The organism is Achromobacter sp. UBA5777, assembly GCF_002418565.1.
Classification (GTDB): domain Bacteria; phylum Pseudomonadota; class Gammaproteobacteria; order Burkholderiales; family Burkholderiaceae_B; genus Achromobacter; species Achromobacter animicus.
Genome location: NZ_DIEJ01000064.1, coordinates 1 through 3,901 on the forward strand (window position 1 = coordinate 1; position 3,901 = coordinate 3,901).

Here is a 3,901-nt window from a genome sequence, read left to right on the forward strand (position 1 = left end):
CTGGCGATCCAGAAGATGGGCAGGGGGGACGCCGGGGGGGCGCTGGCGGCGTGGCCGGACGCGGCCGCCGTGCCGGGGCCGGTTGCGGCGTGCCCGGGCTCGGCCGCTGGGACGGGGCCGGTTGCGGCGGCCGCACCGGCGTTATCGGCGTCAGCTCGCAAGGCTGGACCGTCCAATGCGGCGCCCAAGCCTGCTTCGGAAGCGCCGGCTGAAGTGGAGTGGTTACGCATGTCGGCGTGGCCCTCGCGCTTACAGATAGACCGACGGGGTGGCGGTCAGCCCCTGCTTGACCTGGCGGGTCCGCTCGTCGGCCAGCACTTCAACCTCGCCGGCTTCCAGCGCATCAAACGCCTGGCTCACGATGACCTGCGGCGTGGATTTGGGTGCATCGATGCCCTTGGTCAGGTCGGTGTCCACGAATCCCATGTGCAGCCCGAGCACTTGCGTGTTCTGGCCCCGCAGCTCCTGGCGCAGCCCGTTCGTCAGCGCCCAGGCCGCTGACTTGCTCATCCCGTACACCCCCAGCACCGGGTTGTTCACCCAGCTCGCGATCGACAGGACATTCAGGATCGCCCCGCCGCCATTCGCACCCAGCACCGGCGCAAACGCCTGCGACACCAGCAGCGGCCCAAACAGGTTCACGTCCAGATGCCGACGCGCCGACTCCACGCTGCCCGGCGTCAGAAACCCGCCGAAGTCCGCGATCCCAGCGTTGTTGATCACCAGCGTCACGTCCTTAGCCAACTCCGCCGCAGCCGCCACATCTTCTGCGCGCGTCACGTCCAGCTTGACCGGCACCACGCCTTCCAGCGTGATGGAAGACGGATCACGCGCGGCGGCGTACACCTTGCGGGCGCCGCGGGCCAGCGCCTCGCGGGCAAAAGTCAGACCCAGGCCGCGATTGGCCCCGGTGATGAAAACAACGGCGTTCTTGAGTTCCATGATCGGTATTCCTAAAAGTGTTGTGTGGGGATGAGTCAGCTTCGGCACGACTAAATATGATGACCATCATATTTCAGGACAGCAAAATGGCCGCGCAACGCGGCCAGAAAAAACATTCAGTGAGAGACTGCGGCGCCCTTGTGGTCGTACTGCTCAAGAACGGCGTGGCGGGCAGACGCCAGGACTGCGCGACCGCTCGGGTTATCGCCCAAAGCCCGCGCCAGCTGCAATGCGCCCACCAACGTACTGAGCACCGCCGCCGCTGCGTGTTCACCCGTCTGAGCCGGCAGCACCTGTTGCACCGCTTCCAGCAACCGCTGCACCCGTCCGGCCGCCGCTTCGCGCACGTCGTCCGACTGGCGGGGAATCTCTGACGCCAACGCCGCCACGGGGCACCCCCGTTCGCAGCCGGTCAGATGCGCATCACTGAGATAGGCTTCCACCCAGGCGCGCAACGGACTGGCGCCGTCGGCGCGGCGCCGCGCCATGCTCTGAGACAACCGCGCCGCGCCATCCTGCCCCGCACGCTCCATCGCCGCCGCCAGCAGCGCATCGCGCGACGGGAAATGCGCATAGAAGCCGCCGTGCGTCAGCCCGGCTTCTTTCATGACGTCCGCGACACCCACCCCCGAATACCCCGCGCGCCGGATCGCGCGGGCGGCTGCATCAACGATGCGTTCGTGGGATTGTTCCTTGCGGGAGGCGGACATGATCGCAACACCGAAATATGATGATCGTCATATTACGCCCGCAATCTTCCAGGGAGCAAGCCCCGGCCCCGTTTTAGCGCCAAGCTTCCGGCTCGATGGTCACTTCGCCCTTTTCGGCCGAGAAATACACCACGCCGTCCGAGATATTGGCGTTCAGCTGCATCGTGCGCTCGGCCAGCTTGCCCAACGCCTTCGACTGTTCCGAAGGCAGATTCACCACCTTCAGATTGCGCGTGCGCTCCAGCTTATTGCGCACCCCGTCCCACCAGATCTTGCTGGCCGACCCGCCATAGCAATACACGATCACCTCGTCGGCGCGGCCACAGGCACGCAGAATCCGGCGCTCTTCAGGCTGGCCCACTTCGATCCACAGCTTGATCTCCCCGGTCAGGTCTTTCACCCACAAGTCCGGTTCGTCGGTATCGCTCAGCCCCTTCGTGAACGCCAGTTCCTCCTGCGCGTGCATCGCAAACGCCAAGAGCCGCACCATCATGCGCTCGTCCGTCTCGGACGGATGACGCGCCACGGTAAGCCCGTGGCTGCCGTAGTAGTGGCGATCGGTATCGGCGACGTTCAGGTCGGCCTTGTAAATGGTGGCGCGCAGGGCCATGGCGTAAGTCCGTTCAAAAGCGAATTGCAGGAAGGCCGCCATGATAACCGGGCGGTGCGGGCGTCAAGGCGGCTGTGCCGAGTCGGCGCCCCCGACCTCATCGCAGTCAACCGCCGCGCCCGGCGTTACACTTGCCGGGCGCCCGCAACCCCAGCCGGCAACGCCCTCAAGACCCGCCCGCCATGACCGCCACAGCCGCCCTCCTAGCCTTCACCCTGGCCGCCGCCATCCTCACCATCACGCCCGGTCTGGACAACGCCCTGGTGCTACGCACCGCCGCCGTCGAAGGCAGCCGCCGCGCGCTCATGGCCGGATTGGGCATCAGCGCCGGCTGCCTGCTATGGGGCGCCATCGCGGCATTCGGACTCGGCTCGCTGCTGGCCGTGTCCACGTTGGCTTACGACACCTTGCGCATCTGCGCTGCGATCTACCTGTTCTATCTGGGCGTCAAGCTGCTGTGGAGCACGCGTTCCCGCCGAAAGACCGCGGCGGCGTCGCCCTCGGGCATTCTTGCTTCCCCGGCCCGCCCCAGCACCACCGCCACCGGCTGGTTCGTGCGCGGCTGCCTTACCAACGCGCTGAACCCGAAGGTCGGTGTCTTCTACATCACGTTCCTGCCGCAGTTCATCCCCGCCGGTACGGACGTCATGCGCTTTAGCCTCCTGCTCGCCACGGTTCACGCGATCGTCGGCATGCTCTGGTTTGTCCTGCTGGTCGCCGCCACCCGGCCCCTGGCCCGCTGGCTTTCCCGCCCGGCCGTCACCCGCGGCCTGGACCGTGTGACCGGGGCGGTGTTTATTGCGTTTGGGTTGAGGTTGGCGCTGGAGAAACGCTGATTCAAAGGCTTGAAGCGACGCTGGCGCTTCGATGGGTGTCAGACACCCGGGAAGGCCAGCTGCAATACCACGCCCATCTCGTAGGGGGTGTCAGACACCTGAGAGCGGCGCGGGCGCGCACAGGCGTCTAACGACAAACACCCCGCCACCAGCGCGCAGCGTCATCATCACGACGCAAGACACCCAAACGCCAAAGAAGGCCGCCCGCGCGGCCGATTTTGGCGACCCCGCAAAACCTTCGCCCCACCCCGCCCGAGGCAAAAACGCAAGAACCCAACTCGCCCCGCCACCCAGCGCCAGCAATTAACGGAGCGGCTGGTGACGGGACGGGTGCGAGCGAGGGGCGTCGATGCGCCCAAGGGAATCCGAAGGCCGGCGCCGAAGGGCGCCAACGAGGATGACGCAGGGGGGGGCCGCCTAGGCAAGTCCGGAGCGAAGGCTCCGNNCCGGACCGCAATCGTGGCCCCTCGCTCGCACCCGGCACGGCGCCGGCCGCGGCCTAAGAACCCCGACCGCCGCAAGCAAAGGCAGAAGCAGCAACAAAAACCGCCGCCTCAATAAACCCCAATCGCATGCCGAGCCACAAAATGCCCATCCCCCACGGCAACCAACGGCTCCACGAGCGGCTCATCCCCAATCTTGCGCATCGGACTAGGAATCTCATCCACCAGCAGCGACCGCTCCCGATGCCGCCGCTGCGGATCCGCGATCGGCACCGCCGCCATCAGCTTCTTCGTATAAGGATGCTGCGGATTTTCGAAGATAGCCCGCCGAGGCCCGATCTCCACGATCTGCCCCAGATA

5 protein-coding genes and 1 pseudogene are annotated in these 3,901 nt (G+C 66.3%); 1 reads left to right on the forward strand and 5 read right to left on the reverse strand.

Features of this window, described 5'->3' with window-relative positions; genetic code table 11:
- The 4 genes and pseudogenes from B3446_RS04540 to B3446_RS04555 form a co-directional block, all read right to left on the reverse strand.
- Positions 1-230: pseudogene (locus B3446_RS04540) on the reverse strand (hypothetical protein); the annotation flags it as partial.
- A gap of 19 nt (positions 231-249) precedes the next feature.
- Positions 250-942 carry an SDR family oxidoreductase gene (locus B3446_RS04545; RefSeq protein WP_175185167.1) on the reverse strand — a complete coding sequence of 231 codons (693 nt, stop codon included), beginning with the start codon at positions 940-942 and terminating at the stop codon, positions 250-252.
- A 116-nt stretch (positions 943-1,058) separates the two neighbouring features.
- Positions 1,059-1,652, reverse strand: coding sequence for a TetR/AcrR family transcriptional regulator (locus tag B3446_RS04550; RefSeq protein ID WP_291377995.1), 594 nt, complete (start codon positions 1,650-1,652; stop codon positions 1,059-1,061).
- A gap of 73 nt (positions 1,653-1,725) precedes the next feature.
- Positions 1,726-2,262 carry a YaeQ family protein gene (locus B3446_RS04555; protein ID WP_056570589.1) on the reverse strand — a complete coding sequence of 179 codons (537 nt, stop codon included), beginning with the start codon at positions 2,260-2,262 and terminating at the stop codon, positions 1,726-1,728.
- A 182-nt stretch (positions 2,263-2,444) separates the two neighbouring features.
- Between B3446_RS04555 and B3446_RS04560 the strand changes: the two genes are divergently transcribed.
- Positions 2,445-3,098: a LysE family translocator gene (locus B3446_RS04560; protein ID WP_291377997.1), complete on the forward strand. Its 654-nt coding sequence runs from the start codon at positions 2,445-2,447 to the stop codon at positions 3,096-3,098.
- A gap of 554 nt (positions 3,099-3,652) precedes the next feature.
- On the opposite strand, the gene B3446_RS04565 is transcribed toward B3446_RS04560, so the two are convergent.
- The coding region (locus B3446_RS04565; protein WP_349680018.1) for an oligopeptide/dipeptide ABC transporter ATP-binding protein at positions 3,653-3,901 on the reverse strand (249 nt) is incomplete at its 5' end.

Excerpts from the sequence above, each read along its gene's own strand:
- B3446_RS04555 (WP_056570589.1), bottom strand. The coding sequence starts at position 2,262 with ATGGCCCTGCGCGCCACCATTTACAAGGCCGACCTGAACGTCGCCGAT.
- B3446_RS04550 (WP_291377995.1), bottom strand. The coding sequence starts at position 1,652 with ATGTCCGCCTCCCGCAAGGAACAATCCCACGAACGCATCGTTGATGCA.
- B3446_RS04560 (WP_291377997.1), top strand. The coding sequence starts at position 2,445 with ATGACCGCCACAGCCGCCCTCCTAGCCTTCACCCTGGCCGCCGCCATC.
- B3446_RS04545 (WP_175185167.1), bottom strand. The coding sequence starts at position 942 with ATGGAACTCAAGAACGCCGTTGTTTTCATCACCGGGGCCAATCGCGGC.